This is a genomic window from Wenxinia marina DSM 24838 (assembly GCF_000379485.1).
Classification (GTDB): domain Bacteria; phylum Pseudomonadota; class Alphaproteobacteria; order Rhodobacterales; family Rhodobacteraceae; genus Wenxinia; species Wenxinia marina.
On the sequence record NZ_KB902281.1, the window covers coordinates 67,217 to 90,914 of the forward strand.

25 protein-coding genes and 1 tRNA gene are annotated in these 23,698 nt (G+C 72.2%); 12 read left to right on the forward strand and 14 right to left on the reverse strand.

What is annotated here, in order from left to right:
* Positions 1–9 precede the first annotated feature (9 nt).
* The 7 genes from A37W_RS0105785 to A37W_RS0105815 form a co-directional block, all read right to left on the reverse strand.
* Positions 10–86: transfer RNA gene (locus A37W_RS0105785), tRNA-Pro, on the reverse strand.
* A gap of 67 nt (positions 87–153) precedes the next feature.
* On the reverse strand, positions 154–1,230 hold the full coding sequence (locus A37W_RS24245) for a MerR family transcriptional regulator (protein WP_018302080.1): 1,077 nt from the start codon (positions 1,228–1,230) through the stop codon (positions 154–156).
* On the reverse strand, positions 1,230–1,535 hold the full coding sequence (ihfA, locus tag A37W_RS0105795) for an integration host factor subunit alpha (RefSeq protein WP_018302081.1): 306 nt from the start codon (positions 1,533–1,535) through the stop codon (positions 1,230–1,232). Before ihfA ends, A37W_RS24245 begins: the two co-directional genes overlap by 1 nt.
* 105 nt (positions 1,536–1,640) lie before the next feature.
* A complete protein-coding gene (locus tag A37W_RS0105800) occupies positions 1,641–2,636 on the reverse strand; it encodes a beta-ketoacyl-ACP synthase III (protein ID WP_018302082.1) in 996 nt (331 codons plus the stop codon).
* Complete coding sequence (gene plsX, locus A37W_RS0105805; protein WP_018302083.1) at positions 2,633–3,745, reverse strand: phosphate acyltransferase PlsX; 1,113 nt, start codon at positions 3,743–3,745, stop codon at positions 2,633–2,635. The genes A37W_RS0105800 and plsX overlap by 4 nt, the downstream gene beginning before the upstream one ends.
* Before the next feature lie 23 nt (positions 3,746–3,768).
* A complete protein-coding gene (gene rpmF / locus A37W_RS0105810; protein ID WP_018302084.1) occupies positions 3,769–3,975 on the reverse strand; it encodes a 50S ribosomal protein L32 in 207 nt (68 codons plus the stop codon).
* A gap of 198 nt (positions 3,976–4,173) precedes the next feature.
* On the reverse strand, positions 4,174–4,740 hold the full coding sequence (locus A37W_RS0105815; RefSeq protein WP_018302085.1) for a YceD family protein: 567 nt from the start codon (positions 4,738–4,740) through the stop codon (positions 4,174–4,176).
* A 78-nt stretch (positions 4,741–4,818) separates the two neighbouring features.
* On the opposite strand from A37W_RS0105815, the gene A37W_RS0105820 reads away from it, so the two are divergent.
* Positions 4,819–5,298 carry an outer membrane protein assembly factor BamE gene (locus tag A37W_RS0105820; RefSeq protein WP_018302086.1) on the forward strand — a complete coding sequence of 160 codons (480 nt, stop codon included), beginning with the start codon at positions 4,819–4,821 and terminating at the stop codon, positions 5,296–5,298.
* Positions 5,299–5,485: 187 nt separating this feature from the next.
* Here the strand turns inward: A37W_RS0105820 and msrB are convergent, their stop codons facing one another.
* The gene (msrB, locus tag A37W_RS0105825; protein WP_018302087.1) at positions 5,486–5,887 is read right to left on the reverse strand and encodes a peptide-methionine (R)-S-oxide reductase MsrB; all 402 of its coding nucleotides are present in this window, start codon (positions 5,885–5,887) and stop codon (positions 5,486–5,488) included.
* 70 nt (positions 5,888–5,957) lie between these two features.
* Here msrB and A37W_RS21055 point away from each other — a divergent pair, with 70 nt between their 5' ends.
* Entirely contained in the window at positions 5,958–6,716 is a 759-nt protein-coding gene (locus tag A37W_RS21055) for a GNAT family N-acetyltransferase (RefSeq protein ID WP_018302088.1), read from the forward strand.
* A gap of 10 nt (positions 6,717–6,726) precedes the next feature.
* Positions 6,727–8,544 carry an ABC-F family ATP-binding cassette domain-containing protein gene (locus tag A37W_RS0105835; RefSeq protein WP_018302089.1) on the forward strand — a complete coding sequence of 606 codons (1,818 nt, stop codon included), beginning with the start codon at positions 6,727–6,729 and terminating at the stop codon, positions 8,542–8,544.
* Positions 8,545–8,670: 126 nt separating this feature from the next.
* On the opposite strand, the gene A37W_RS0105840 is transcribed toward A37W_RS0105835, so the two are convergent.
* From A37W_RS0105840 to mazG, 3 genes are all read right to left on the reverse strand, one after another.
* A complete protein-coding gene (locus A37W_RS0105840) occupies positions 8,671–9,600 on the reverse strand; it encodes a DUF4352 domain-containing protein (RefSeq protein WP_018302090.1) in 930 nt (309 codons plus the stop codon).
* A 91-nt stretch (positions 9,601–9,691) separates the two neighbouring features.
* Positions 9,692–10,696: a Fe(3+) ABC transporter substrate-binding protein gene (locus A37W_RS0105845; protein WP_018302091.1), complete on the reverse strand. Its 1,005-nt coding sequence runs from the start codon at positions 10,694–10,696 to the stop codon at positions 9,692–9,694.
* Between the two features lie 550 nt (positions 10,697–11,246).
* A complete protein-coding gene (mazG, locus tag A37W_RS0105850) occupies positions 11,247–12,086 on the reverse strand; it encodes a nucleoside triphosphate pyrophosphohydrolase (protein ID WP_018302092.1) in 840 nt (279 codons plus the stop codon).
* A 64-nt stretch (positions 12,087–12,150) separates the two neighbouring features.
* Between mazG and A37W_RS0105855 the strand changes: the two genes are divergently transcribed.
* The 9 genes from A37W_RS0105855 to A37W_RS0105895 all read left to right on the forward strand — a co-directional run bounded on the left by A37W_RS0105855 (position 12,151) and on the right by A37W_RS0105895 (position 20,516).
* Positions 12,151–13,305, forward strand: a complete 1,155-nt coding sequence (locus A37W_RS0105855) for a M20 aminoacylase family protein (protein ID WP_018302093.1) — start codon at positions 12,151–12,153, stop codon at positions 13,303–13,305.
* Between the two features lie 191 nt (positions 13,306–13,496).
* Positions 13,497–14,885, forward strand: a complete 1,389-nt coding sequence (locus tag A37W_RS0105860; RefSeq protein ID WP_018302094.1) for an aminotransferase — start codon at positions 13,497–13,499, stop codon at positions 14,883–14,885.
* Entirely contained in the window at positions 14,885–15,859 is a 975-nt protein-coding gene (gene speB / locus A37W_RS0105865; RefSeq protein WP_018302095.1) for an agmatinase, read from the forward strand. Before A37W_RS0105860 ends, speB (A37W_RS0105865) begins: the two co-directional genes overlap by 1 nt.
* Positions 15,859–16,359: a DUF1499 domain-containing protein gene (locus tag A37W_RS22730; protein WP_018302096.1), complete on the forward strand. Its 501-nt coding sequence runs from the start codon at positions 15,859–15,861 to the stop codon at positions 16,357–16,359. The genes speB (A37W_RS0105865) and A37W_RS22730 overlap by 1 nt, the downstream gene beginning before the upstream one ends.
* Positions 16,356–17,297, forward strand: a complete 942-nt coding sequence (speB, locus tag A37W_RS0105875) for an agmatinase (RefSeq protein WP_018302097.1) — start codon at positions 16,356–16,358, stop codon at positions 17,295–17,297. The genes A37W_RS22730 and speB (A37W_RS0105875) overlap by 4 nt, the downstream gene beginning before the upstream one ends.
* Positions 17,294–17,710 (forward strand): DUF1499 domain-containing protein, encoded by a 417-nt coding sequence (locus A37W_RS0105880; protein ID WP_018302098.1) that lies wholly within the window; start codon positions 17,294–17,296, stop codon positions 17,708–17,710. Before speB (A37W_RS0105875) ends, A37W_RS0105880 begins: the two co-directional genes overlap by 4 nt.
* 31 nt (positions 17,711–17,741) lie before the next feature.
* A complete protein-coding gene (prfA, locus tag A37W_RS0105885; protein ID WP_018302099.1) occupies positions 17,742–18,797 on the forward strand; it encodes a peptide chain release factor 1 in 1,056 nt (351 codons plus the stop codon).
* The gene (gene prmC / locus A37W_RS0105890; RefSeq protein WP_018302100.1) at positions 18,794–19,639 is read left to right on the forward strand and encodes a peptide chain release factor N(5)-glutamine methyltransferase; all 846 of its coding nucleotides are present in this window, start codon (positions 18,794–18,796) and stop codon (positions 19,637–19,639) included. The genes prfA and prmC overlap by 4 nt, the downstream gene beginning before the upstream one ends.
* Before the next feature lie 214 nt (positions 19,640–19,853).
* Complete coding sequence (locus A37W_RS0105895) at positions 19,854–20,516, forward strand: DUF4167 domain-containing protein (RefSeq protein WP_018302101.1); 663 nt, start codon at positions 19,854–19,856, stop codon at positions 20,514–20,516.
* 147 nt (positions 20,517–20,663) lie between these two features.
* Here A37W_RS0105895 and rsmA read toward each other — a convergent pair whose 3' ends face one another.
* The 3 genes from rsmA to A37W_RS0105910 are packed head-to-tail and all read right to left on the reverse strand — an operon-like array spanning position 20,664 to position 23,682.
* Positions 20,664–21,503, reverse strand: a complete 840-nt coding sequence (gene rsmA, locus A37W_RS0105900) for a 16S rRNA (adenine(1518)-N(6)/adenine(1519)-N(6))-dimethyltransferase RsmA (protein WP_018302102.1) — start codon at positions 21,501–21,503, stop codon at positions 20,664–20,666.
* Positions 21,500–22,468, reverse strand: a complete 969-nt coding sequence (pdxA, locus tag A37W_RS0105905) for a 4-hydroxythreonine-4-phosphate dehydrogenase PdxA (protein WP_018302103.1) — start codon at positions 22,466–22,468, stop codon at positions 21,500–21,502. The genes rsmA and pdxA overlap by 4 nt, the downstream gene beginning before the upstream one ends.
* Complete coding sequence (locus A37W_RS0105910) at positions 22,465–23,682, reverse strand: peptidylprolyl isomerase (protein ID WP_047772394.1); 1,218 nt, start codon at positions 23,680–23,682, stop codon at positions 22,465–22,467. The genes pdxA and A37W_RS0105910 overlap by 4 nt, the downstream gene beginning before the upstream one ends.
* Positions 23,683–23,698: the final 16 nt, after the last annotated feature.

Consider the following 23,698-nt stretch of genomic DNA (forward strand, 5'->3'; position numbering starts at 1 on the left):
GGGTGATGTTGGTCGGGCTAGCAGGACTTGAACCTGCGACCTTCCGTCCCCCAGACGGACGCGCTACCAGGCTGCGCTATAGCCCGACTGGGGGCGGGTATTGCGCAGATGCGCGGCGAGGGCAACCCCCGCCGCACAGGCAAACTCCGGGTGTCAGGACGGCCCGTGCCCCATCCGCTCGATCACCGCCGAGAGGCGGATCACCGGCCCGGCGAGCCGGTCGCGCCGCCGACGCAGCGCGCCCCGATCGGCGGCGAGAATCGGACCGAGCAGGCCGGCGGGTGGCGCCGAGTGAACCGCCATGGCGGACGCCGGGTCGGGCGGGGCGGGGGGCGCCTCGTGATCCGCCGCAGCCTCGCCGGCCCGGTCGGCGAAGTCGCCGGGAGAAGGCACGGGCGCGGGCTCCGGATCGGGTGTCGCTGCGCGGGGGTGCGGACCATCTTCGACTGCGCCGATTTCCACGTCGTCGGAGTCCGGCCCGCTGCCGAAGGCCGCCTCGGCCTCCGTCGCTTCGCTTTCCTCTTCCACGGACGCGTCCTCGGAAAACCGCTCGGGCGGCGAGGCCCAGCCTCCGACCTCGGCGAGATCCGGCCCAGGTTCGGCATCGACAGGCCCCGCTTCGGGCATGTCCTCGGCCGTCGGCTCCGCGGCGTCCTCCGTCTTCTCCGGCGCAGGCGCGGCGGAGCCGTCCTCGCCTTCGGCCGACGCCGCGTGTGCGGGGTCGGCCGGAGCCGCATCCTCGCCCGCGGGCGCCTCGGCCATCTCGGCGTCGGACTCGTCGGCCTCCGCCGGCGTGCGGCCGGGGAAGGACAGGACGGTTGCCTCGGGCGGCTCGGCCTCGATGAAGGGCGCGGGCGGCACCTCGTCCTCCGCCGCGACGATCTCCGCCTCTTCCACGTCCTCGCGGACCGGACGCCGGGCGGGCGGCGGCATCTGCCGCGGCGCGGCGGCGGCGTCGAGAGGCGGTGCAAGGGCAGTGACGTGCCGTACGCCCTGTTCGCGCAGCAGCTTCTGCACGCCCTTGATGGTCATCCCGTCGTCGTGCAGCAGCTTCTTGATGCCACCGAGAAGCAGCATGTCGTCGGGGCGGTAGTACCGCCGCCCGCCGGCCCGCTTCACCGGCCTTACCTGGGCGAACTTGCTCTCCCAGAAGCGCAGGACGTGCGCCGGCGTGTCGAGCCAGTCGGCGACTTCCGAGATGGTGCGGAAGGCGTCGGGGGATTTCGCCATCAGTCGGCCCGGTTGCCCGCGGCGACCCGGTCCTTCATCAGGTGCGACGAGCGGAAGGTCAGGACGCGGCGGGGGTGGATCGGCACCTCCTCGCCTGTCTTGGGATTGCGGCCGACGCGGGCCGCCTTCTCGCGGACCGAGAAGGTGCCGAAGGACGAGATCTTCACCTGCTCGCCCCGGACCAGCGCGTCCGAGACGTGCTGCAGCACCGATTCGACGAGGTCCGCGCTCTCGTTCCGGGACAGGCCCACGGCGAGGTGAACCGCTTCGGAGAGGTCCATCCGGGTGAGCGTCTTGTCGGCCATCGCAAGCCCCCTTCGCGTTCGGAGAGACCTTGGGGGACGGGATGTTAGCTGTCAATGTTCAAGGGGTTGCGGCGCCCGGCGAAGGCACGGGAATCCGCCGAGGCGTCACCAGCGCAACACGACCGCGCCCCAGGCAAGACCGCCGCCGATCGCCTCGCAGACGAGGAGGTCGCCCCGCTTAATCTGCCCGCGCTCCACCCCGGTCGACAGGGCGAGGGGGATCGACGCGGCCGAGGTGTTGCCGTGGTCCTGCACCGTCACCACCACCCGCTCCATCGGCACGCCCATCTTGTTCGCGGTGGCCGTGATGATGCGCAGGTTCGCCTGGTGCGGCACGATCCAGTCGACGTCCGCGCCCGTCAGGCCGACCTTGTCCAGCGCGGTGTGCGCGGTCTGGGCCAGCTTCTCGACCGCGTGGCGGAAGACCTCCTTGCCCTCCATCCGCAGGACGCCCGTGGTCCCGGTGGAGACGCCGCCATCGACGTAGAGGAGGTCCTTGTACCGCCCGTCGGAATGCAGGTCGGTGGCGAGGACGCCGCGGTCGTCGGTCGTGCCGTCGCCCTCGCGCGCCTCCAGCACCACGGCGCCGGCGCCGTCGCCGAACAGGACGCAGGTGGACCGGTCGGTCCAGTCCATCAGGCGGCTGAACGTCTCGGCCCCGATCACGAGCACCTTGGTCGCCTGGCCGGACACGATCAGCGCGTTGGCGTTCGACAGCGCGTAGACGAAGCCGGCGCAGACCGCCTGCACGTCGAAGGCGAAGCCGCCGGTCATGCCGATCGCGGCCTGGACGATGGTCGCCGCGGACGGGAACGTGAAGTCGGCGGTGGAGGTGGCGAGGACCAGCCCGTCGAGGTCGGAGCCGTCGATGCCGGCCGACGCGAGCGCCTTGCGGGCCGCGGCGATGGCGAGGTCGGACGTCGTCTCGCCCTCGGCCGCGAAATGCCGCCGCTCGATCCCGCTGCGCGAGCGGATCCACTCGTCGGACGTGTCGAGCGTCGCCTCGAATTCGGAATTGGGGACGACGCGGTCGGGCAGGTAATGGCCGACGCCGGTCACCACGGCCCGCGTGATCGGCCCAGTTGCGGCGCGTGTGGTCATCGTGCGTCCTCGTCCCCCTGCGGGGGCATGGGGCCGCCCGAGGCGGCATCCTGTGCAAGCGCCGCCGCGGATGCAACCCGCGCGGCCAGCCGCTCGGCGAAGCCGAGGCCGGCGAGGCGGTACGCCAGTCCGAGCGCCGCGGCAACGCCGGTCTCGTCCGACGAGCCGTGGCTCTTGATGACCGTCCCGGCGAGGCCGAGGAAGACGCCACCGTTCACCCGGCGCGGGTCGATCCGCTCCTGCAGGCGGCGCAGCGCGCCCCGCGCCAGGAACGCGCCGGCGGCGGCGAGCGGGGTGGAGGTGAGGGCGGCGCGGAGCTGGTCGATCACCAGGCGGGCGGTGCCCTCGCCGGTCTTCAGCGCGACGTTGCCGGTGAAGCCGTCGGTCACGATCACGTCCACCCGGTCGGACGGCAGGTCGCTGCCCTCGACGAAGCCGATGTAGTCGTAGCCGCCCTTCGGCGCGACGCGGCCGATGATCTCGTGCGCGACCTTCAGCTCGGCCCGGCCCTTGTGCTCTTCGGTGCCGACGTTGAGGAGGCCGACCCGCGGCCGTTCGATCCCGAGGCCGTTGCGGGCGTAGGAGGCGCCCATCAGCGCATAGGCCAGCAGGTCCTGCTCGTCCGCGCGGATGTCCGCGCCCATGTCGAGAACGACGTTGAACCCGGCCGGACTGCGAGAGGGCCAGAGCGCGGCGATCGCCGGCCGGTCCACGCCGTCCAGCTTGCGCAGGCGCAGCATCGACACCGCCATCAGCGCGCCGGTGTTGCCGCAGCTGACGCAGGCCTGGGCGCGCCCGTCGCGGACGGCGTCGATCGCGGACCACATCGAGGTGCCCTTGCCGCGCCGCATCACCTGCGCCGGCTTGTCGTCCATCGAGACGACCTCGGCCGCGTCGACGATTGTGACGGCGCCGCCGATGCCGCGGCGGGCGATCTCGGGCTCCAGCTCGGCCGCGCGACCGTGCAGCAGGACGCGTGCGTCCGGCTCGCCGTCCAGGAACAGCTTCAGGCCCGCGACGACGGCCGCGGGCCCCTTGTCGCCGCCCATCGCGTCGACCGAGAGAACGATGTCGCCGGTGCCCGGACGCCTGTCAGACGGAGTGGTCATGACCTCGGGTCAGGGCGCGGCCCTCAGGCCGCGTCCTCGTCGAGGTCGACCTCGTTGGCCATCGCGACGACCTCACGGTCGGCGTAGTGGCCGCAGGACGGGCACACGTGGTGCGGGCGCTTCAGCTCGCCGCAGGAGGGGCATTCGTTGGGGTTGGCGCCGGTCAGGCCGTCATGGGCCCGACGCATGTTGCGGCGCGACTTGGAAACTTTGTTCTGCGGGACAGCCATGTCACAACCTCGGGTCTGTCGGAGCGGCGGTCTCTCGCGGCCCCATGTGGTCTTCTGCGTTTCGCGGATTCGGGCGCGTCATAAACCCCTGCCGCGGCCCTGTCGAGACGCGATCCGGAAACGCGATCCGGAAAAGAGCGCGGACCATAGCCCCCGTGCGGCCGGACGCAAGCCGGATTTCCGCTCCGCGCCGCCGCGTCACTTGCCGTCGGCGTCGTCGTCGCCGCCGATGCGGTCGCGCAGGGCCTGGAGGCCGGCGAACGGCTTCGCCTCCTCGCTCTCGATCGGCGCCGCGCCCGGCTCGGTCACGGTGAGGTCGACCTCTTCCACGCCCTCGGCGCGGGGGTAGAGGGGCAGGGCAAGGGCCAGCGCCTCGATCATCACCTCAGCGAGGTCGAGGCTGGCGGGCAGGGGCCCGGCCTCGTCGTCGTCGGGCATCTCGACCTCCTCGCCCGTCGGCTCCTGCCAGCTTTCCAGGTAGCGGCGCGTCACCGGATCGTCGATCCGCGTCACCACCGGCTCCAGCGTCACCACGCAATCCTGCACGACCGTCGCGCCCAGCGTCGCCTCGAGCCGCCAGTCGCGCCGCCCCTCCGGGTCCAGCCTGCCGGCGAAGCGCAGCTTGCGGACGCCCCGGATCCCCAGGGCGTCGGCCACCGCCGCGCGTCCGGCGGCGTCGGGCTCGAGCGAGACGTCGATCGGCGCACGCTGCGCGCCGCCGGACAGGCGGACGACGTGACGGGGCAGGGCGGAGGGCTGGGCCACGGCTGCGGTCCTTTCTTGAAACGGGAGGTCCTGTCGGTGTAATCCCCCATGAAACGGGCAGGCAAGGGGAGCGAGGGCATGAGGAACGGCCGCATCGGGCGGACGCTGCGGCGTGCCGGCCTTGCCGTCGCGCTGGCCGCCGGCCTCGCCGCCTGCACCGCGCAGATCCGCTACCACGGCTACATGCCGCTGCCGGAGGACCTTGCCGCGCTGCAGGTCGGTATCGACACGAGGGAGACCGTGGCCGAGGCCGTGGGCACGCCCACCACGGGCGGCGTGCTGAACGAGGGCGGCTACTACTACGTGCGCAGCCAGTTCCGCCACTTCGCCTTCTACGAGCCGCAGGAGATCGACCGGCAGGTGCTGGCGATCACCTTCACGCCGGCGGGCGTGGTCCGGAACATCGAGCGGTTCGGGCTGGAGCAGGGCCGCGTCGTCGTGCTCGACCGCCGGGTGACCGACGACAACGTGCCGGACCGCACCTTCATCCAGCAGCTCCTGCGGAACTTCGGCAACTTCGACGCCGCGACGATTATGGGCGACAACGGTCTGCCGTAGACCCGGTCGGGGGGGGGGCGGGCGCGAATGAAATTCGGCGCCCATTCTGCGTCGGAGGAGAACCCTCGTCGAGATTTCTTCGCGCCCCGATGCCGATCGTGGCGCCGAGCCGGGGACGCCCTCGTCGCAGCGAGGCAGCGGCGGCGGCGGGACCGGCTCCAACGATTGGCCGCCGGTCGCCCGGCCTTCAGTCCTTCGGCTCGAACTCCAGCGCCACGCCGTTGATGCAGTAGCGCAGCCCCGTCGGCTGCGGTCCGTCCGGAAAGACATGCCCCAGATGCGCCTCGCAGCGCGCGCAGTGCACCTCGGTCCGGCGCATGAAGAAGCTGCGGTCCTCCTGCTCGTCCACCGCCTCGCCTTCGACCCCGTCGATCGGCCTGGTGAAGCTCGGCCAGCCGGTGCCGCTGTCGAACTTGTCGGCCTGGTCGAAGACCGGCTGGCCGCAGCACACGCAGGTGTAGGTGCCGGGGTCCTTGGGGAAGTCGTCGTGGGTGAACGCCCGCTCGGTCCCGTGCTTGCGCGTGACCTTGTAGGCCAGATCGCTGAGCTGGGCCCGCCACTCGGCGTCGGATTTCGTGACCTTGTCCATCGAATGTCTATGTCCCTGTCAGGTTCGCCCGGTATCTAGGGGCGGGGCAGGGCGGTGCAAGGCGGCGGGAATGGCGCTCGACAGGCAGACGGCACGCTACCGGACGCGGCACGGGGGTACGCCTGCGGATCTGGTCGCCGCGCAGGAGCTGCGGCACCGCGCCTTCGTCGAGGCGGCCGGGCTGCCGCCCCGTTCCGGCGGCCTCGACCGTGACAGGTTCGACGCGGTCTCGCGCCACGTCCTGATCGAGGACACCGCGACCGGCACGCCGGTCTGCACCTTCCGCTACCGCGTCCTGTCACCGGCCGATGCGGCGGCGGACAGCTATACCGGCGCGCTCTACGACCTGGCCCCGCTCGTCGCCCTCGCGGGGCCGATGGTGGAACTCGGCCGCTTCTGCGTGGCGCCCGGCGCGGCGGACCCCGATGCCCTGCGCCTCGCCTGGGCACGGCTGACCCGGATCGTGGACGAGGCCGAGGCGACGCTCCTCTTCGGCTGCGCGTCCTTCGCCGGCGCCGATCCCGCGCGGCACGCGGACAGCCTCGCCTGTCTCGCCGCCCGCCACCCCGCACCGCCCGGTCTGTCGCCGGGCCGCCGCGCGCCCGCCACCGTGGCTCTGCCGACATCCGGCGATCCCGCCTCCGGATGGCGGGCGATGCCGGCGCTCCTGCGGACCTACCTCGCGATGGGCGGCTGGACCTCGGACCATGCCGTGATCGACCGCGAGATGGACACCGTCCATGTCTTCACCGCGGTCGAGACGGCGCGCGTGCCGCCCGCCCGCGCCCGCGCCCTGCGGGCCCTTGCAGAGGCCGCGGCAGGCGGCTAGCTGCCGCTGCATGGCCCGTCCCCCCCTCCTGCAGCTCTCCGACGTCACGCTCTCCTGGGGCGGCGATCCCGTGTTCGACGGCGTCCAGCTGAACGTGCAGCCGGGGGACCGGGTGGCGCTGGTCGGGCGCAACGGATCGGGCAAGTCGACGCTGATGAAGGTGATGGCCGGGCTGGTGGAGCCGGACGCGGGCAGCGTCACGACCGCCCCCGGCACGACGGTCGGCTACATGGAGCAGGACCCCTCGATGGCGGGCTTCGCCACGCTCGGCGACTTCGCGGCGAGTGCGCTGGGGCCGGCCGAGGCGTGGCGGGTGGAGGCGGTGGCCGAGGGCCTGCGGTTCGACCCCGGCGCCGATCCCGCCACCTCCTCGGGCGGCGAGCGGCGCCGCGCCGCGCTGGCCAAGCTGATGGCCGAGGCGCCGGAGCTGATGCTGCTGGACGAGCCGACCAACCACCTCGATATCGCCGCCGTGGAGTGGCTGGAGCGCGAGCTCGGCCAGACCCGCGCCGCCTTCGTCCTCATCTCCCACGACCGCGCGTTCCTGCGGGCGCTCACCCGCGCAACCCTCTGGATCGACCGGGGCGAGGTGCGGCGGCAGGATCGCGGGTTCGAGCGGTTCGAGGAATGGCGCGACAAGGTGTGGGAGGACGAGGACCTCCAGCGCCACAAGATGGACCGCCGCATCAAGTCGGAGGGGCGTTGGGCGGTCGAGGGCATCTCCGCCCGGCGCAAGCGCAACATGGGCCGCGTCCGGGCGCTGCAGGACCTGCGGGCCGAGCGCGCGTCGCAGACCCGCCGCCAGGGCGCGGCGGCGCTGTCGCTGTCCCACGGGCCGACCTCCGGCAAGCGCGTCATCGTGGCCGAGCATCTGTCCAAGGGTTTCGGCGGCCGGCCGATCGTCCGCGACTTCTCGCTGACCGTGCAGCGGGGCGACCGGGTCGGCTTCGTCGGGCCGAACGGGGTGGGCAAGACGACGCTCCTGAAGATGCTGCTGGGCGAGGTGGCGCCGGACGAGGGGACCGTCACGCACGGGACGAACCTCGCCGTCGCCGTGTTCGACCAGGCCCGCGCCGCGCTGGATCCCGACCTGTCGCTCTGGGACACGCTCGCCGGCGACCCCGCGATGCGGGTGGCCGGCAAGGCCGACCAGGTGATGGTCCGGGGCGAGCCGCGGCACGTCGTGGGCTACCTCAAGGATTTCCTGTTCTCCGAGGACCGTGCCCGCGCGCCCGTCCGCTCGCTGTCGGGCGGCGAGACCGCGCGCCTGCTTCTGGCGCGCCTGATGGCGCGGGAATCGAACGTGCTGGTGCTCGACGAACCCACCAACGATCTCGACATCGAGACGCTGGACCTGCTGCAGGAGGTGCTGTCCGACTATGCCGGCACGGTCCTCCTCGTCAGCCACGACCGCGACTTCCTCGACCGGGTGGCGACGACCACCGTGGCGATGGAGGGGGACGGCCGCGCCACCGCCTATGCCGGCGGCTGGTCCGACTACCTGTCCCAGCGCCCCGACCGCCCCGCGCCGCCGCCCGTCCGGGCGGAGCCGGCCCGTGCCGCACCGTCCCAGCCCGCCGCTGCACCGAAGGCGAAGGCGGACGGCCTCAGCTACGCCGAGCGGCACCGGCTGGAGGCGCTGCCGGCGCTGATCGACAGGCTGACGGCCGAGATCGGCAAGCTCGAGACACTGCTCGCCAAGGCCGACCTCTTCCACCGCGAGCCGGCGAAGTTCCGCAAGGCGTCCGAGGCGATGGCCGAGCGGCAGGCGGCTCTGGCGGCGGCCGAGGAGGAGTGGCTGACGCTCGCCGAGAAGGCGGACGGGTAGGGCGTCCGTCCCCGGCCCCGGAGGGGCCGCCGCCAACCGCGCTGGGGACGCGGCGGGACAGGCGGGCGGGACGGACGCCGGACCCGCGCGCCAGGGACAGACGGCGCGCGGATCGTTCGGTAGGGGTCAGCCCTCGTCGGCCACGGCGCCGGTGAGGTCCACCTGGGCGACCATCGTGTCGCCGTAGAACAGGAACGCCACGTCGGCGGCCTCGGGGACCATCCAGACGACGCGCCGCGTCGCGCTCTCGCCCGGATCGACGCCGTTGAACTGATCGTCGAGCAGCCGGTCCATGAACCGCTCGCCCGCGGGCCAGTAGGTCGTCCCGTCCGCGGCGACGAGGCGGAAGAAGCTGGTCGACCAGTGGAATCGCTCCTCGTTCGCGGTGCGGTTGGAGGCTGTGGGCGCGATCTCGATTTCGACATCGGCAAGCACGTGGCCCGGCAGCGGCGTCAGGACCGACCCGATATCGAGCCCCGCGCGCCGGTCCTCGAGGGCGATCCGGCGGTAGCGGTCCACGTCGGCGATCGTGAAGGCGGCGAAGCTCGCGGCGTCCACCTCGCGGCCGACGGCAGGCACCGTGACCTCGCCGCTCCACCCCGGCTCGCCGGGAAAGGTCAGGGTGCCGCCGGACGTACCCTCGGGGACCAGGAAGACGCCCTGCCAGCGGGCGTCGGCATCGCTCTCGGGCCAGTTGTAGGGCCGCGAGACCGACAGGCCGGGCGAGCCCAGCTCCATCATGCCGAGATAGTCGTAGGCGCCGATGGCCTGCAGTTCGGTCCCGTCGGGCAGCGTCAGCTTGATGTCCGAGCTGTTGATCGAGACCCGTTGCAGGTCGTCCGACCAGGGGACGTCGAGGATCAGACTGACGCCGAAGAAGATCTGGCCCTCGACACGGGCCACCTCGGTCAGGCCGATGGGCCGGACGTCACGCTCGTTCCACAGCACCATGCTGTCGAAGGCGGCCGTCTCGGACGAGATGAGGTCGAGGCCGGTCTGGGCCAGGGCGGAGAGGGGGGCGAGCGACAGAAACAGAGCGGCGACGGAGCGGCGCATGAAATGTCCTTCCAGGAATACGCGTAGCAATAATGCCCGCGATCCTTGGACGCGCCGCCCCGTCTGTCAACCGCTTAACGCAGCGTCGGCGTCAGCCGTCGAAGTTCACTTCCTCCATCACCCGCAGCGCCTCGCCGCGGTGTCCGGCGATCTCGCTGAGGTCGATGCGGTCGCCCTGGAACTCGCCCCAGGAGGCGACGAGTTCCGACGGGCTGGCGCCGTCGATGACCGGATACTCGTTGTTCACCTCCGCGTAGATCTCCTGCGCCTCGGGAGAGACGAGCCATTCCATCAGCTGCAGCGCCTCGTCCCGATTCGGCGCCGACTGCGTCATCGCCACGCCCGAGACGTTGATGTGGGTGCCGCCGTCCTCGAAGGTCGGAAAGACGATGCGGACCGAGTCCGCCCATTCCTGCTGCTCGGGATCCGACAGCATCAGGCCCATGTAGTAGGTGTTGCCGAGGGAGATGTCGCACTCGCCGGCCCAGATCGCGCGGACCTGCGCCCGGTCGTTGCCCTCGGGCTTGCGGGCGAGGTTCTCGCGCACGCCGGCGGCCCAGTCGCGGGCGTAGTCGACGCCGTGATGGGCGATCATCGCCGAGGTGAGGGCGAGGTTGTAGTCGTGGGTGCCCGAGCGGGTGCAGATGCGCCCCTCCCACTGGTCGGAGGCGAGATCCTCGTAGGTCGTGATCTCGCCGTCGGCCACGCGTTCCTTGCTGGCGTAGACGATGCGGGCGCGCTGGGTCAGGGCGAACCACAGGTTGTCGGGGCTGCGCAGCTCGGCCGGGATGGCGTTGGTCAGCACCTCGGACTCGACCGGCTGGACGACGCCGGCATCGACGATCTGCTGCAGGTTGGCGATGTCGACGGTCATGACGAGGTCGGCGGGCGAGCGCGCGCCCTCGGCGCGAAGGCGCTCGACGAGGCCCTCCTGCACGAAGGCGAGGTTCACGGCGATGCCCGTCTCTTCGGTGAAGGCGTCCATCACCGGCTGGATCAGCTCGGGCTGCCGGGTTGTGTAGATGTTCACGTCGGCCAGCGCGGGCGCGGCGATCAGCGCGGCGACGGCGGTCAGGCAGGTGGCGCGAAGGGTCATGCGAGGTCTCCTCTGGTCTGGCGGCTGTATCTCCGACAAATTCTCTCGGGTCAATTCCGATTGTTTTTGTCGGGGCGGCGGGCGACCGAAGGATCGGGGGCGATCGGACCGCAGGAGCTCACCCGCACCGGGCCTGACCCGGGGCCCCGAGCGCACGCCCCGTGACAAGAGGGGCCCGGATCAGGCCGGGGCAAGATTGCCAGGTCGGGAGCCGCGACGCACTGCAGCGCCAGTCCCATCGAGGCCCCGGGCCGAGCCCGGGGCGGGTTAGTGCGGGGGCCGCCACAGTCCTTTGCTTGCGCGGCGAACGGGGACGGGCTTGCCGGCGAGGCCCCGGATCAAGCCCGGGGCGGGTTTTCCCCCGAGTTCACCACGATCCCGATAAGGCCCCCGTGCAACAGGAGCGCCCCTGCCAGCGGGGCAGCGCGGCCCCGGGCCAGGCCCGGGGCGGGTTTGCCTGAGGGCCGCCCCGGTCCTTCACCTGCACGGGGGAACCGGAACCGGCATGCCGGTGAGGCGCGGGGGAGCGGGTTAAGGTCGGGGAGCGCGCCTAACTCCGCGCGCCCTTGTCCCGTGCCCTCACCTCGTTCCAGATCGCGTCCATCTCGGCCAGGTCGCTGTCCTCGGGCCGCTTCCCCCGCGCGGCAAATTCGGCCTCTATCGCCCGAAACCGGCGCACGAATTTCCCGTTCGCGCGGCGCAGCGCCGCCTCCGGTTCCACCCCCAGATGCCGGGCGAGGTTGGCGCAGACGAAGAGCAGATCGCCCATCTCCTCCTCCACCGCGTCGGGCGTCAGCCGGTCCCGCGCCTCGACCAGCTCCGCCGCCTCCTCGGCCAGCTTGTCCAGCACCTGGCCCACCTCCGGCCAGTCGAACCCGACCCGCGCCGCCCGCTTCTGCAGCTTCACCGCCCGCAGGAGCGCCGGCAGGCCCACGGCCACGTCGTCCAGCACGCCGCCCGCGCCCTTCGCCGCGCGCTCGGCGGCCTTCACCGCCTCCCAGTCGCGGGTCTGCTGCTCGGCCGACTTGTCCCGGCTCTCCTCGCCGAAGACGTGGGGATGGCGCGCCACCATCTTGTCCGCGATTCCCCGCGCCACGTCGGCGAGGTCGAAATGCCCCGCTTCGTCCGCCATCTGCGCATGGAAGACCGACTGGAACAGCAGGTCCCCCAGCTCGCCCTTCAGCTCGTCCCAGGCCTGCCGCTCGATCGCGTCGGCGACCTCGTAGGCCTCCTCGATCGTGTAGGGGGCGATGGTCGCAAAATCCTGCTCCACGTCCCACGGACACCCCGCCACCGGATCGCGCAGGCGCGCCATGATCGCGGCCAGCCGCTCCACCTGCCGGGCGGCGCCGCCGGAGCGGTCGTGGACGATGTCGACGCTCTCTTTCATTCGGCCCCGTTCTCCCCGATGCTGCGCCCGCAACCTGTCGCCCTGGCCGCCCGGAGTCCATGCCATGCCCGTCCTCAATCGCATCGCGTCGTTCGAGGACGACCTGACCGCGTGGCGCCGGGCGCTGCACCGCCGGCCGGAGCTGAAGTTCGACTGCCACGGGACCGCCGCCTTCGTCGCCGAGCGCCTGCGGGAGTTCGGCGTGGACGAGATCCACGAGGGGATCGCGACCAGCGGTGTCGTGGCGCTGATCCGCGGCCGGGCCGAGGGGGGGACCGTCGGGCTGCGGGCCGACATGGACGCGCTGCCGATGGATGAACTGACGGGGGCGGAGCATGCGTCCGAAGTGCCGGGCCGGATGCATGCCTGCGGCCATGACGGGCATACCGTGATGCTGCTGGGCGCCGCCCGCTACCTCGCCGAGACGCGCAACTTCGCGGGCACGGTGGCGCTGATCTTCCAGCCGGCGGAGGAACATGGCGGCGGCGCGAACGTGATGGTGCAGGAGGGGGTGATGGAGCGCTTCGGCATCGACGAGGTCTATGCCCTGCACAACGCCCCCGGCACGCCGGTCGGCGCGTTCTACACCAATCCGGGGCCGATCATGGCGGCGGTCGACACGTTCGATATCACTCTGACCGGCAAGGGCGGGCACGGCGCGATGCCGCACGATGCGGTCGATCCGATCGTCGCGGCCTGCGGCGTGGTGCAGGCGATCCAGACCATCGTCAGCCGCAACCACCGGGCGGATGACGCGCTGGTGATCTCGGTCACGCAGATCCACACCGGAAGCGCAGACAACATCGTCCCCGAGACCGCCTACATCAACGGCACCGTCCGCACCTTCGACCGCGCCGTGCAGGCGATGGTGCAGCGCCGGCTGGCGGAGATCGTGGAGGGGCAGGCGGCCGCCTACGGCGTCACGGCGGATCTGCGCTACAACGTCGAGTATCCGGCCACGATCAACGAGCCCGGCCGCGCCGCCTTCGCCGCCGAGGTGGCGCGGGAGGTGGGCGTCTCGGTGGACGCCGAGGCGGGGCCGGAGATGGGGGCCGAGGATTTCGCCTACATGCTGGAGGCGCGGCCCGGCGCGTACCTGTTCCTCGGCAACGGCGACAGCGCCGGGCTGCACCATCCGAAATACGATTTCGACGACAGGACGGCGCCTTACGGGGCGTCCTTCTTCGCCCGGCTGGTGGAGCGTGCGCTTCCGGTCTGATTGGGCGATCCGATTGTGCGCCTGCCGGCGCATTCCCTTGCGTTCGGGGGGGGCGTTCCGCCCCCGTCCGGCTGACGCCGGACTCCCCCTGAGGATATTTATGGCTCGATGAGAGGGAGGAGGGCGGTCTTGCCGGGCCGGCCGGGGCGGCTAGACTGACCGGCACCCCTGAACGACCCCTGCGAGGTTCCATGTCCGCCGACGGCACCCCCTCCGACTGGGCGCTCGACCGCGCCCACGTCCTGCACCCCTGGACCAATTTCGGCCCGTTCGAGGCCGAGGGCTCGCTCGTGATCGAGCGGGGAGAGGGGTGCTGGCTGTGGGACGCGGAGGGGCGTCGGTACTTCGACGCCGTGGGGGGCATGTGGTGCACCAATCTCGGCCTGGGGCGCGCCGATCTGGCGGACGCGATCGCCGACCAGGTGCGGACGCTCGCCTTCTCCAACTCGTTCGTGGACATGGCGAACCCGCCGTCGGCGCGGCTGGCGGCGAAGCTGGCGGCGCTGGCCCCGGGGGACCTGAACAGGGTGCACTTCACCACCTGCGGCTCCACCGCCGTCGACACCGCCTGGCGGATGGCGCGCTACTACCACGCGGCCCGGGGCGAGCCGGGGCGGACCCACGTGATCGCGCGGGAGAACAGCTACCACGGCTCCACCTACATCGGGCAGTCGATCGGCAAGCGCGACGGCGACCGGGTGCCGGAGTTCCTGTACCGGACCGAGGGCATCCACCACGTGACCTGCCCGCATCTGCGCACCGCGCCGGACGGGATGGCCGAGGCGGCCTTCACGGACTGGCTGGTCGCCGAGTTCGAGGCGAAGATCGAAGAGGTGGGCGCCGAGCGGATCGCCGCCTTCTTCGCCGAGCCGATCCAGGCCTCGGGCGGCGTGATAGTGCCGCCCAAGGACTACCTGCGCCGGATGGCGGAGGTCTGCCGGCGGAACGGAATCCTCTTCGTCGCGGACGAGGTGGTGACGGCGTTCGGGCGGATCGGCCACTGGTTCGCCTCCGAGGCGGAGTTCGGTGTGGTGCCCGACATCATCACCTGCGCCAAGGGGCTGACGTCGGGTTATCTGCCGCTCGGCGCCGTCATATTTTCGGACCGCATCTGGCAGGCGATGGCCGAGGGCGGGGCGCGGTGGTTCACGTCGGGCTTCACCTATTCCGGCCACCCGGTCGCCTGCCGGGCGGCGCTGGAGGTGATCGGGATCATGGAGCGGGAGGAGATCCTCGCGCATGTCGAGGAGGTCGGCGCGGTGTTCGAGGAGGCGTGCTTCGGCCTCGCCGAGATGCCGACGGTGGGCGAGGTGCGGGGGCGCCGGCTGATGATTTGCATCGACAACGTGGCCGACAAGGCGACGGGGCGGACATTCCCCGACGAGGTGAACATCGGCAAGCGAGTCTCGGACGCCTGCGAGGCGGACGGGCTGCTGGTCCGGCCGATCGGGCACATGAACGTGATGTCGCCGCCGCTGGTGATGACGTCCGATGACGCGCTGCGGGTCGCCGATACGCTCGGCCGGGCGCTGCGGCGGGTGGCGGACGAGCTGGTCCGCGACGGGGTGAGGGTCGCCTGATGGCGCTGGAGGATGCGGGCCGGCAGGTGGACCACGCCTTCACGCGGGAGGACCTGAAGGGGCGGTCGTTCGAGAACACGTTCGCGGGGGCGACGTCGTTCCTGCGGCGGCGCTACACCAAGGATCTGGCGGGCGTCGATCTCGCCGTGACCGGCGTGCCGTTCGACCAGGCGGTGACGAACCGGCCCGGCGCGCGGTTCGGGCCGCGGGCGATCCGGGAGGCGTCGGCGCTGCAGCCCTACGATCCGCCCTACGGCTGGGACGGGTTCGACCCGCTGGAGGAGTTCGCGGTGGCCGACTACGGCGACATGGCGTTCGACTACGCCGACGTCGCCTCGGTCCCCGCGGCGATCGAGGCGCACGCGGGCGCGATCCTCGGCGCGGGGGCGCGGATGCTGACGCTGGGCGGGGACCATTCGGTGACGCTGCCGCTGCTGCGGGCCCACGCCGCGACGCACGGGCCGCTGGGCGTGGTGCAGTTCGATGCGCATTCCGACCTCTGGCCCTCGGGCGACGGGCGGCGGATCGATCACGGGACGTTCCTCTACACCGCGGTGAAGGAAGGGCTCGTCGATCCGGCGCGGTCGATCCAGGTGGGCATCCGGACAGTGACGGACGATTATCTCGGGGTGGAGTTCGTCGATGCGCGCACGGTGCACGAGCGCGGCGCCGCCCATGTGGCGGCCAGGGTGCGCGAGCGGCTGGGGGACGGCGCCTCCTACCTGTCCTTCGACATCGACTGCCTCGATCCCGCCTTCGCGCCCGGCACCGGCACGCCGGTCTGGGGCGGGCTCGCCAGCTGGCAGGCGGCGGCGATCCTGCGCGATCTCGCCGGCATCAACTTCGTCGGCGGCGACGTGGTCGAGGTCTCGCCGCCCTACGACCCGGCCGGGATCACCGCCGTCGCCGGGGCGCATGTCGCGACCGAGCTGATGTGCCTGCTCCTCTGGCCGCGGCGCGGGCAGGGCGGCTGATGCGGCGACGCCCGTGGCTGTGGCGGGTGCCGCTGGTGCTCTTCGCGGTGGTGGCGCTCGCCATCCGGTTCGCCCCCACGGATGCCGGAGCCTGGGCCCTCGATCCCGGCGCGCCGGACTTCACGCCGCCGGAGGCGGCGGCGGTGTTCTGCCCCGAGCCGGGAACGCGTCACTTCGCCGAAGCGACGGAGGCCGACCTCGTCCGGCTCGGCGCCATCGCGGAGGCGTGGCGGGGCACGCGGCGGATCGCGGGGGAGGAGGGCGGCCCCGTCACCTGGCAGACGCGCAGCCGGATCGTGGGCTTTCCCGACTATACCAGCGCGGCCCTGCGAAACTGGGGCGAGGTCACCGGCCTCTGCATCGTCGCACGGCAACGCTACGGCGCGTTCGACTGGGGCGTGAACGCCCGCCGCGTCGGGGACTGGGTGGCCGGGCTGTGGGGGCTGGAAGAGAGGCCGCCGATGGTGGCACCTGCCGCCTGGACAGGGGGACCGGGATGACGAACCAGCCGATATCCGGCAACGACCTCGCCCGGTTCTCCGGGCCGCAGACCTTCATGCGGCTGCCCGAGGCGCAGGATCCCGCGGGCCTCGACGCCGCACTCATCGGCGTGCCGATGGATATCGGCACCTCGTGGCGCTCGGGCACCCGGTTCGGGCCGAAGCAGATCCGCGAGCAGTCGGCGATGATCCGGCCCTACAACGTGCAGACCGGCGCCGCGCCGTTCGACGGGCTCAACCTCGCCGATCTCGGGGATGTCGCGATCAACACCTTCTCCCTGTCCGAGACGATCCGCATCGTCGAGAACAGCTACGATCGCATCCTGCGCCACCCGCTGATTCCGTTGACCCTGGGCGGGGATCACACGCTGACGCTGCCGGTCCTGCGGGCCGTGGCGAAGGTACATGGCCCCGTGGCGCTGGTTCACGTGGACGCCCATGCCGACATCAACGACGAGATGTTCGGGATGCGCGAATGCCACGGCACGGTGTTCCGGCGGGCGCGTGAGGAAGGGCTCGTAGATCCGCGAAAGACCTGGCAGATCGGGCTGCGAGGCACCGGCTACTCCGCCGATGATTTCCGCGAGGCGGCGGGCTGGGGCTTCCACATCCGGCAGGCGCAGCAGCTGTGGCACCAGAGCCTGAAGCCGCTGGCCGCCGAAATCCGCGAGCAGATCGGCGACGCGCCGGTCTACATCAGCTTCGACATCGACAGCCTCGACCCGGCCTTCGCGCCCGGCACCGGCACGCCCGAGATCGCCGGGCTGACGACGCCGCAGGCGATGGAGCTGATCCGCGGGCTGCACGGCCTGACCATCGTCGGCTGCGACCTCGTGGAGGTCTCGCCGCCCTACGACATGGCGGGCACCACCGCGCTCACGGCGGCGAACCTGATGTTCGAGATGCTGTCCATCCTGCCGGGAGTGCCGTTCCGATGATCGGCTGGTTCGCCCTCCCCGTCGCCGTGCTCGCCGGTCTCGGTGGCTGGGTCCGCCTCGCGCCGGAGGACGCGGCGCGCTTCCACGTGGCCGGCCCGCCGCGGCCGGTCGGCGACTACCCCGCGGAGGGCGGGTTCGAGGTGCGGCGGCCGGCGCCGCCGGACGCGCTGGCCCGCCTCGCCAGGGTGGCGGAGGCCGAGCCGCGGACGCACCGTGCGGCCGGTTCGCCGAAGGAGGGCATGGTGACGTGGATCAGTCGCTCGCGCCTGTGGGGGTTTCCGGACTATACGACCGCCTGGATCGACGAGGCGGGGAACCTAGCCGTGCATGGCCGCCTGCGCTTCGGCAAGGGCGACATGGGCGTGAACCGGGAGCGGGTCACACGCTGGCTGGACGCGGCAGGGCTGGCTTGACCCCGGACCGGCGGCGCGCGATGCACGGCCGATGATCGCGTCCGACACCCTCGACCAGATCACCGGCCGCTTCGAGTATCTCGAGGCGCGGCTGAACGCCGGTCCGTCCGCGGACGAGATCGCGAAGCTCAGCCGCGAATATGCCGAGCTGAAGCCGGTCGCCGACACCGTCGCCGGCTACCGCGCGCTCGTCGCCGAGATCGCGGATGCCGAGGCGATGCGCGCCGACCCCGAGATGCGGGCTCTCGCCGAGGAGGAGCTGCCGGCGCTCCGCGAGCGGCTGGAAGAGGCCGAGCAGGCCGTGCGCCTCGCCCTCCTGCCGAAGGACGCCGCGGATGCCCGCCCCGCGATCCTGGAGATCCGCCCCGGCACCGGCGGCGAGGAGGCGGCGCTCTTCGCCGCGGACCTGCTGCGCATGTACCAGCGCTACGCCGACGCCCGCGGCTGGCGGTTCGACATCGTGGAGGAGCAGGCGACCGAGCTCGGCGGCATCCGCGAGCTGATCGCCCGGATCGAGGGCGAGAACGTCTTCGCCCGGCTGAAGTTCGAGAGCGGCGTGCACCGGGTCCAGCGCGTGCCCGAGACCGAATCGGGCGGCCGCATCCACACCTCGGCCGCCACCGTCGCAGTCCTGCCCGAGGCCGAGGCGGTGGACGTGGCGATCGACCCGGGCGACATCCGCATCGACACGATGCGGGCGTCCGGCGCCGGCGGACAGCACGTGAACACCACCGATTCGGCGGTGCGGATCACGCACCTGCCGACCGGCATCGTCGTCACCTCGTCGCAGAAGTCCCAGCACCGCAACCGCGAGATCGCGATGGAGGTGCTGCGCGCGCGCCTCTTCGATCTGGAACGGAGCCGCGCGCAGTCCGAACGCTCCGCCGACCGGCGCGCCCAGGTCGGCACCGGCGACCGGTCCGAGCGGATCCGCACCTACAACTTCCCGCAGGGGCGACTGACGGACCACCGGATCGGCCTCACGCTCTATTCCCTCGGAGAGGTGATGAACGGCGACCTCGACGGCGTGATCGACGCGCTGACGGCAGAGGCGCAGGCGGCGCTGCTTGCCGAGGCGGGGGCGTGACCGGGTCGGCCCTTCTCGTCGCCGCCGTCCGCCGGCTGGGCGAGGCGGGCGTCCCCGACGCGGCCCTCGACGCGCGCCGGCTGCTCGCCCACGCGCTCGGGATCGCGCCGGACCGCCTGACGCTGCACCTGCCCGAGGCGGTCCCGGATGCGGTCGCCGCCGCTTACGAGGCGCTGATTTCCCGCCGCGCCGCGCGCGAGCCGGTGGCGCAGATCACCGGCCGGCGGATGTTCTACGGCCGCGAGTTCCTCGTGACCGCCGATGTCCTCGACCCGCGTCCGGAGACGGAAGTGCTGATCGAGGCGGCGCTGGCCGCGCCGTTCGAGACGGTGCTCGACCTCGGCACCGGGTCGGGCTGCATCCTGCTGACATTGCTCGCGGAGATGGAGGGCAGCCGCGGCGTCGGCACCGACGTCTCCGGCCCGGCCTGCGACGTTGCCGAGGAGAACGCCCGCCGCCTCGGCATGGGCGACCGAGCGCGCATCGTCCACACCGACTGGTGGGCCGGCGTCACCGGGAGCTTCGACCTCATCGTCTCCAACCCGCCCTACATCGCGGCCGCCGAGATGGCCGGGCTGGAGCCCGAGGTTCGCGAGTGGGAGCCGCGCGGGGCGCTGACGGACGAGGCCGACGGCCTCGGCGCCTACCGCACGATCCTGTCGGGCGCGCCACAGCGGCTGGTCCCGGGTGGCCGGCTGATCCTCGAGATCGGGGCGGGGCAGGGGGCGGCCGTCGTCGACCTGGCCCACCGCGCCGGTTTCACCGAGGTGCGGCGGATCCGCGATCTCGACGGCCGGGACCGCGTCATCGGGGCCGAAGTCGCGCCGGACGTGCCGTTCTAGGCACTGATCCGCGTGGTCGGGCGGTTTTTTCGGGCGTTGCCTCTTGTCACCGCGCCCCCCGCATGTTTAGTCGGACTTGCACGACGGGTGAGGACGCAGCCGCGCCCTCCCCGCGAGGCAGGTCGCCAGATCATCCCGCGGTTCCTCCAGCGCGCCACGACCACGGCGCAGCGGACCCGGACAAGACCAACCTTCAGGCCGAACGAAGAGCCACATGAGATCATCCAAGTCACGGTCGCGGGGCAACAAGAACCGCAACAACCGTCCCTCGGGCGGCAACATCGTCAACCGTGTGTTCGACTCGTCGGGCCCGGACGGCAAGGTGCGCGGTACGCCCCAGCAGATCATCGAGAAATACACCCAGCTCCACCGCGATGCCCAGCTCGCGGGGGACCGCGTGGCCGCCGAGAACTTCGCGCAGCACGCCGAGCATTACCTCAGGATGCTCGCCGAGGCGCAGAAGGAGATCGACAAGCAGCGCGAGGACCAGGAAGAACAGAACCGCCAGCGCCAGGCGGACCGCGACCGCGAGCGTGCGGCGCGCCTGAAGGCGCAGGAGGACGGATCGTCGGGCGGCGACGACGAGGGCAGCGACAGCGGCCTCGTGGAGACGCCCGAGGCGCGCGCCGACCAGTCGGGCGGCCGGAACCAGAATGACCGGAGCGACCGGGGCCAGAACGATCGGGGCCAGAACGATCGGGGCGATCGTCCGCAGGACGGCGGCAGCGACCAGTCCGCCGATCAGGGCGCCCAGCCCCCGTCCGCCGAAGAGGGTGGCCGCAAGCCGCGCCGTCCGCGCCGTCCCCGCAACAAGGGCGGCGACGAGAGCGGCGGCGACGGACCGCAGCAGGGCAACCCGGCCGAAGCCGCCGAGTGACGACATGGGCCCCTCCGGGGGCCTTTTTCGTGGGGAAGCGGGACAGCCGCAGCCGCCTGCCGATCTCCCGGTGTCGTGACTGTCATGCAGGCGCCAATCCCGGTCCGCCGTGATCGGTAGGGGGGACACCCCCCGTGGCCGCCGGCCTCAGGTCCCGGCCACCGCCCGTGCCAGCGCGCAGAACCGCTCAAGGTCCACCTGCTCCGCCCGGTCGGTGGGTGCGATGCCGACCGAGACCAGCCGGTCCTCGATGTCGGGCGCCAGGCCGCGAAGGGACGCCCGCAGCATCTTGCGCCGCTGGTTGAACGCCGCCGCCACGACGCGGGACAGGACTACGGGATCGGCCGGGTAGCGGGGCGCGGGCAGGGCGGTCAGGTGGACGACCGCCGAGTCGACCTTGGGTGCCGGCGTGAAGGCCCGCGCCGGCAGCGTCATGGCGATCCGCGCGTCGGTGCGCCATTGCGCCAGGATCGCGAGACGCCCGTAGGACTTCGATCCCGGCCGCGCCACGATCCGCTCCGCCACTTCCTTCTGGAACATCAGCGTCAGGCTCTGCCAGTACGGCGGCCAGTCCGGCGGCGTCAGCCAGCGGACCAGCAGCTCGGTCCCGACATTGTAGGGCAGGTTCGCCGCCACCCGGATCGGCGGCGTCAGGTGCGCCAGCGGATCGACGTCGAGCGCGTCGCCGTGGATCACCTCCAGCCGCCCCGGCGCCGCGGCGGCGATCTCGGCCAGCGCGGGCAGGCAGCGGGCGTCCTTCTCGATCGCCAGCACGCGGCGCGCCCCCTCGGCCAGCAACCCCCGCGTCAGGCCGCCGGGGCCGGGGCCGATCTCCAGCACGTCGCAGGCGGTCAGGTCGCCGGCCATCCGCGCGATCTTGGCCGTCAGGTTGAGGTCCAGCAGGAAGTTCTGGCCCAGCGCCTTCTTCGCCGACAGGCCGTGCGCCGCGATCACGTGGGAGAGCGGCGGCAGGTCCTCCACGCTCATCGCGGCCTCCGAGCCCGCGCTGCCGCCATCGCCGCCGCCATGCGGAGCGCGGCGATCATCGACGTGGGGTCCGCCACGCCGCGGCCGGCGATGTCGAAGGCGGTGCCGTGGTCGGGCGAGGTTCGCACGAAGGGCAGGCCCAGCGTCACGTTCACGCCGCCGGCGAAGTCGATCGTCTTGATCGGGATCAGCGCCTGGTCATGATAGGCGCAGACGGCGGCGTCGTAGCGCGAGCGGGCGGCGGCGTGGAACATCGTGTCGGCGGGCAGGGGGCCGGTGACGTCGAGGCCCTCGCCCCGCAGCGCCTCCAGCGCCGGGATCATCACCGCCAGCTCCTCGCCGCCGATCTTGCCCGCCTCGCCCGCATGCGGGTTGAGGCCGGCGACGGCGATCCGGGGACGGGCGACGCCGAAATCGCGGGTGAGGCTGGCTGCGGTGATGCGGATCGTCTCGCTCAACAGATCCGCCGTCAGCGCCTCCGGCACTTCGGCCAAGGGAATGTGGATGGTCGCCGGCACCACCTTCAGCGCGTCGCAGGCGAGCATCATCACCACCCGCTCCACCCCCGCCAGCGCGGCGAGGAACTCGGTATGGCCGGGGTAGGCGAAGGCCGCGCCGTCGATCAGCGCCGCCTTGTGGATCGGCGCGGTACAGAGGGCGGACGCCGCGCCCGAACGGACGAGGGCGACGCCCTCCTCGATGGCGGCGACGACCCCGGGCGCGTGGGCGGGGTTGGGCGTGCCGGGTACGGCAGGGGGGCCGAAGTCGCGGGCGAGGACGGGCAGGGCGTCCGGCGAGGGCGCGGAGACGGGCGCCGACACCTCGCGGACCGGCGTGCCGGCCGGCAGGTGGCGGGGGTCGCCGATCCAGGTGAGGGCGATCTCGGCCGCGAGCGCCGCCCACGCCTTCGCCGCGACCTCCGGCCCGACCCCCGCGGGCTCGCCGCAGGAGATGACGACGCTCATTCGACCCGGATGGCCGCGTTGGCGCGCAGGTCGGCGAGGAGCGCGTCGGCGAGGCTGGTCAGCTGCTGGTTCCGCAGCTGCGCCCGCACCGAGTCGCGGTCCGCCGCGGCGGCGCCGGCGTTCCGGCGCTGGCACAGCATCAGGAAGACCAGCGTCTGCCCGTCGGGCGAGGTCAGCGCCGTGGACACCTCGCCGGGGTCGAGCTTGGCCAGCTCCAGCGCGATGTCGGAAGGGATGTCGGCCGGCGCGGTCTCGGTCCGCTGGAACTGGTTCTCGCCCAGCTCCTCGCGGGCGATCGGCCAGAGATCCTCGCAGGTCTCGATCCGGCCGCGCAGCAGGGCGGCCTGCTGCAACCCCTCGACCGAGCGTCCGCCGGGCAGGCCGACGATGGCGTAGTCGAGGAGGTCGGGCGTCTGCGGCGCGCTCACCACCTCGCGCACGTCGCGCAGCTGGAACAGCGCGATCCCGTTCGGGATCTCGATGGGCTCTGACACTTCGCCGGGCGCGAGATCCAGGATCAGCGGCTGCAGCGGCGCCGGGTAGCGGTCGATCGGCAGCCAGTCGAGCCGGCCGCCCTGCTCGCGCGAGGGCAGGGCGGAATATTCCCGCGCCGCCGCCTCGAACGCGCCGGTCGAGGTGACGCGGGTGATCTGTGCGGCGATCCCCCGGGCCTCGGCCGCGCGCTGCGGCGGGGCGGGGATGATGATCTCGCTCAGCAGAACCTCGATACTGGCCTCGCGCGTGCCCTGCGTCGCGAGGACCTGGTCGATGTCGGATTCCGTCACCTGCGCTCGGTCCTCGAACCGGGCGCGGATGTAGTCGCGCCAGCTGACGTTGATGCGGACGTAGTCCCGGAACGTCTCTTCCTCGACGCCCGCCTCGGCGAGGATGGCGAGGAACTCGGGCAGGGTGCGGTCGGCGCGGGCGGCGAAGTCGACGAGGGCGTTCTGCAGGCCCTCCTCGGTGATGGACAGGCCGACGCGGGCGAACTCCTGCTCGCGCACGCGATCGTCGATCAGCTGCTCACGCGCGAGGCGGGGCAGGTCGCCGCGGGTGCCGAACAGGTCGAGGAGGCGCTGGCGCTGCTCGATCTCGTAGTAGGTGACGGCGCGGTCGCCGACGTGGATCGCGGCCGAGAACGGGCTCTGCGCCGCGGCCGGCAGGCCGAAGGCGCCCGCAAGCCCCAGAACCAGCCCGAAGAATGCTGTCCGCATCGCCATCCGCCTTCTC